At 67.9% G+C, this 5,117-nt stretch carries 5 protein-coding genes; 1 reads left to right on the top strand and 4 read right to left on the bottom strand.

The annotated features are described in order from the left end of the window. From U5809_RS34705 to U5809_RS34425, 3 genes are all read right to left on the bottom strand, one after another. Positions 1-147: efflux RND transporter permease subunit (locus U5809_RS34705; protein ID WP_321903870.1), on the bottom strand; the 147-nt coding region annotated here is incomplete at its 3' end. A gap of 15 nt (positions 148-162) precedes the next feature. Further along, positions 163-1,401, bottom strand: a complete 1,239-nt coding sequence (locus tag U5809_RS34430; RefSeq protein WP_322089830.1) for an efflux RND transporter periplasmic adaptor subunit — start codon at positions 1,399-1,401, stop codon at positions 163-165. Positions 1,402-1,631: 230 nt separating this feature from the next. Beyond that, positions 1,632-2,513 carry a LysR family transcriptional regulator gene (locus U5809_RS34425; RefSeq protein ID WP_322089829.1) on the bottom strand — a complete coding sequence of 294 codons (882 nt, stop codon included), beginning with the start codon at positions 2,511-2,513 and terminating at the stop codon, positions 1,632-1,634. 748 nt (positions 2,514-3,261) lie between these two features. Here U5809_RS34425 and U5809_RS34420 point away from each other — a divergent pair. Further along, positions 3,262-4,092, top strand: a complete 831-nt coding sequence (locus U5809_RS34420) for an AraC family transcriptional regulator (protein WP_282512432.1) — start codon at positions 3,262-3,264, stop codon at positions 4,090-4,092. 6 nt (positions 4,093-4,098) lie between these two features. On the opposite strand, the gene U5809_RS34415 is transcribed toward U5809_RS34420, so the two are convergent. Beyond that, entirely contained in the window at positions 4,099-5,043 is a 945-nt protein-coding gene (locus U5809_RS34415) for a LysR family transcriptional regulator (protein ID WP_322089828.1), read from the bottom strand. Positions 5,044-5,117: the final 74 nt, after the last annotated feature.

Below are 5,117 nucleotides of genomic sequence, written 5' to 3'. Positions count from 1 at the left end.
ATAGTTCGCCTGGATCTGGATCGTCGGCGGTGCGATCGTCGGATACTGCGCGATCGGCATCTTGAAGATCGATGCGACGCCGGCCAGCATCAGCACGATCGCGATCACCCACGCGAAGATCGGGCGATCGATAAAGAACTTGGCCATGAAACGGACTCCCAGTTATTGCGCGGCCGACGCGGCGGCCGAACTCGCAGCAGCATTGGCGGCGGTACTCGCCGGCGCGGCGTTCGCCGGTGCAGCGGAAGCGGCATCCGGCGCCGGTGCAAGCTGCGCCGCGACGGTCTTCACGGTCGCACCCGGGCGCACCTTGTCGACGCCCTGGACGATCACGTGATCGCCCGCTTGCAGACCGCCCTCGACGATCCAGTCCTGACCGTACGTACCGGTCGTCGTCAACGGACGCGTCTCGACCTTGTTGGCCGCATTCACGACGAGCGCGATCGCCTGGCCCTTCTGGTCATGCGTGACGCCGATCTGCGGCACCAGGAACGCGTTCTCGTTCACGCCTTCCTCGATCCGTGCACGCACGAACATCCCCGGCAGCAGCACGCGGCCCGGGTTCGGGAAGATCGCGCGGATCGTCACCGAGCCGGTGGTCTGGTCGACCGTCACGTCCGAGAACTGCAGCTTGCCCGCTTCCGAGTAGGTCTTGCCGTCTTCGAGGACCAGCGACACCTTCGCCGCGCCCGGGCCGCTCGTCTTCAGACGGCCGCTCTGCACGTCCTGGCGCAGCTTCAAGCCGTCGAGGCTCGACTGCGTCAGATCGACGTACACCGGATCGAGCTGCTGCACGGTCGACATCAGCGTCGCCTGGCTCGCCTGCACGTACGCGCCCGGCGTCACTTGCGAGATGCCGACGCGACCCGAGACCGGCGACACGACATCCGTATAGCCGAGGTTGATCTGCGCGGTGTCGACCGCTGCCTTGCCGGCCGCGACGTCCGCGGCAGCCTGCCCTTGCGTGGCCACTGCGTTGTCGTAGTCCTGCTTGCTGACCGCGTTCGCGGCGACCAGCACCTTGTAGCGCGCGACCAGTGCGTTCTGCGTGACGAGGTTCGCCTGCGCCTTCGCGAGCGTCGCCTTCGCGCTGTTCAGCGCGGCGACGTACGGCGCCGGGTCGATCTTGTACAGACGCTGGCCAGCCTTGACGTCGGTGCCTTCGGTGAATTCACGGCGCAGCACGATGCCGTCGACCCGTGCACGCACCTGCGCGACGAGGAACGCGCTGGTGCGGCCCGGCAGTTCGGTCACGGCCGGCACGGCTTGCGGCTGGACGGTAACGACGCCGACTTCCGGCGTTTGCGGCGGCGGCGCCGATTCTTTTTTCCCGCACGCGGCCAGGAAAACGGCAGCCGTTGCGGCAGTGATTAAGCGGTATGGAACCCGTTCGACGCGCATGGAGCGACCTCTCACAAATAGACGACCTTCAATGGGAATCACCAGATCTCCTCACGGCCCGCATGCGCGAACGGGATGCTGTCGCTTCCGGTTCGCCGCCCATGCGGGCGCTTGCTTCGGGTGTGCGTTGCACCCTGCGGAGCGTTCGTTTGCCGAACTGCTTCCGTAAAAAGGAACGGCGAGCCCGCGGCCCCGGCGGGCTCGCGTTGCCGTGGCGGCCGGTCGGGCTGCTAGCGCGCGGGCCGGAACGCGGCGCCGGCGAATTCGATGAATGCGCGCGCGGCGGCCGGTAAATGCGCGGCACGCGCATACGCAAGCTTCAGCGTGACGGGCGCGAGCGGGCGGACCGGCGCGATACGCACCAGCGTGCCGGCCGCCAGATCGGCATCGACGAGATACGCGGGCAGCACCGCCGCGCCCATGCCGGCCACGGCCAGCCGTCGTGCCATCTCGAGATGACCGACGCCCGCATTGCCGGGCACCGTGCCCGGTCGAATCGCGGCTGCAGGGTCGTTGTCGGCCGCCGGCAGTTCGAGCCGTACGGTTGCGAGGTCCGGCCAGTCGCCCGATACATCCGCGCCACCATGTGCGGCGACATAACCCGGCGCCGCCACGCGCACGGATTCGTACGCGGCAAGCGTATGCAGTGCGTGCGCACCGGATACCGGCATGCCGTCGGTCAGGAACGCGACGTCGATGTCTTCGGCGGTCAGGTCGACATGCGCATCGGTCAGCGTCACGGTCGGCCGCACGTCCGGAAACAGGTGCACGAAACGATCGAGCAACGCGCTCAGCTGGCTGAGCCCGAACGCGACCGGTGCGGCCACGCGCAACACGCCTTCCGGCTTGCTGCCCATCGCGACGAAACGGCCGTCGATCTCGTCGATCGCACCGAGAATCCGCTCGACACGCGCGAGATACAGCTCGCCGATTTCCGTCAGCGACTGGTGGCTGGTGCTGCGTTGCAGCAGCCGCGCGCCGAGCCGCGTTTCGAGCGCATCGACCAGCCGGCTCGCCATCGCCGTCGACACGCGAAGCCGCGTCGCCGCCCGGCGAAAACCGCCTTCCCTTGCCACCGTCACGAATGCCCGAATCGATTGAAGTTGGTCCATTTGTCCGGATTCCCCTGCGCGGACGGCTGCCGTTCCACCGGCGCCCGCCGTCGCCTCGCGGCCGATCTGCATCGACCCGGCCAATGCGGCGGCGCCGACACCGGCCACGCCGGGTCGGTCGGTATGCTCGCCACGGGTGCTCGCCGGCATGCAACGGACGCAAGCCGGCCTCGGCTGGCCCGATGCACGATCATTCGATAGCAGTCCTGAGTCTTTTCCAGCGGTTCGCAACGGCAACCTGCGCGGCGGCGACCGCGCATCATGCGACGGTCTTGCCTGCGTCACCCGGACACGCTGGAACACATTTCTTTCAGCAGGTGTAATGGTATGAAAACCGCCGGAAATTGGCTTGCCCGATCCTGCGATTGTTTTGCCTTAATTTCCGAATTTGTGCGCTGCACACCACGCCACGACGGCCGATGCGACCATCGACCGTGCAGGTCCGGATGATCGGGCTAATTTCCGACAGGTTTGGGCAATCCCGCGCACGCATCTGGCCGTACGATGTGACCGCCGTGCCGGCGCCCCTGCCTGCACCTCGACGGGGAATCGCAGCCGCGCACCTCGCATCGCTCACTCCGCCATCCGCTCACTTAACATGGAAATCGACGCCCGAACGCCATCGCAACCGCGCCCCCTGCACGATCACGATCCTCGGTCGCCGGTACGGCCGCACGCGGCCCGGCTTGCGGCGCTGATCGCCGCGTATGCGCCGCACGATGGGTCGTTCGACCTCCCGGTGCGCGGCATGCGCATCTCACGCGCATCCGGCGCGCCGCCGCAGTGGAACCACGGCGTGCACCACGCGTGCCTGAGCATCGTCGGCCAGGGCGCGAAGTCGATGCGGGTTGGCGACGCCACCTACGCGACCGACGAAGCGCGGATGCTGGTCGCGACGGCCGACGTGCCCGTCACCGGCCGCGTGACGCGCGCGAACCCGGCCGAGCCGTTCCTTTATGCGCAGCTCGAACTCGATCCGGTGCGCATCGCGGCGCTCACGCCGGTTGTCTTTCCGCGCGGATTGCCTAAAGCCGTCGACTGCAGCGCGCTCGACACACTCGACGCGACGCCCGAAATCGTCGACGCCGTCGCGCGGCTGATGCAGCTGATCGCGCAACCCGACGACCTCGACCTGCTCGCGCCGCTGATCGTCGACGAAATCCTCATCCGGCTGCTACGCGGCCCGTCGGGCGCGCGCGTCGCGCAGGTCGGCGAGGCCGGTTCGACGACGCAGCGCATCTCGCGCGCGGTCGCATGGATTCGCGACCACTACCTCGATCCGATGACGGTCGACTCGCTCGCGCAGCAGGTCGACATGAGCCCGTCGACCTTCCATCACCACTTCCGTGCAGTCACGTCGATGAGCCCGTTGCAATGCCAGAAGGTGCTGCGGCTGCAGGAAGCGCGCCGCCTGATGTGCCTGTCGGCGATGGATGCGCGGCAAGCATGCCGCAGCGTGGGCTATGTCAGCGCGTCGCAGTTCAGCCGCGAATACGCGCGGTTGTTCGGCGATGCGCCGGGCCGCGACGTCGCGAGGCTGCGCGGCGAAGCGGTGCCGCTGTCGCGCGTCGCCCCGTAGGCTGCTTCACGGGCGGGGCGTCCGCGAGCGTGCGCCGCGCTTCTTCCCGCCCGCATTTGCGCGCTCGGCCTGCACGGCTTCGTCGATGCAACGCACGAAGTATTCGGCCGACGACGTGAGCACCGCGCTGTCGCGAAACAGCAGATACAGGTTGCGCGCAGGCGGCTGCCCGACGAGATCGAGCGTCTTCAGCGTATCGGAAGCATCGCCGCGCAGCGCCAGCTGCGTCCACGCCGTCACCACGTCGCTGTTGACGGCCAGCGCGTAGAACAACGTCTGCGACGCGCAACGCGTCACGCGGCGCGGCACCGGCAGGCCGGCCTGCCCGAACAGCTCGGCGAGATACGCGCGGAACTCGGCAGACGGTCCCGTATGCAGCCACTCCGCGTCCTGCAGATCGGCAAGCGACGTCGCCCCGGCGAGCTTGCCCTTGCCGCTCACCGCGAACCACATCGGAAACGTGTCGAGATGCTCGCAGCGCACGGACGTGAAGTCCTGCGCATCCGCGCCCGCGCCCAGCGCGAAATCGAGCGCGCCGTTCTTCAACTGCTCGACGAGCTGCGACGGGCTGCCCTCGACGAACTCGAGCTGCACGTCGGGCATCGCGCGGCGAAAGCGGTTGTACGCAGCCGGCAGCACCGTGATGCCGGCCAGTGGCGTCATCCCGATCGCGAGCTGCCCCTGCCGGTTCTCGCGCAGTTGCGCCATTTCCTCCTCGGTACGCGCGACCTCGTTGACGACCAGCTCGGCGCGCTGCAGCATCGCGCGCCCCGCATCGGTCAACGTCACGCCGGACGAACTGCGCGCGACCAGCATCAACCCGAGTTCGTCCTCGAGATCGCGCAGCGAGCGCGTGACGGCCGGTTGCGTGAGGTGCAGGGTGCGCGCGGCTTCATGGATGCTGCCCGAGCGGGCGACGGCCACGAGCGCGCGGAGCTGGTGAAGTTTCATGCGACGAATGGAAACGGCCGCCGGGAGGCAGTCGTTGGGCATCAGGGGATAAACAGATGTTATCAGGATAAAAA

Source organism: Burkholderia sp. BCC1999 (assembly GCF_905339975.1).
Taxonomy (GTDB): Bacteria; Pseudomonadota; Gammaproteobacteria; order Burkholderiales; family Burkholderiaceae; genus Burkholderia.
This window is presented reverse-complemented; position numbering and strand designations above follow the sequence as displayed.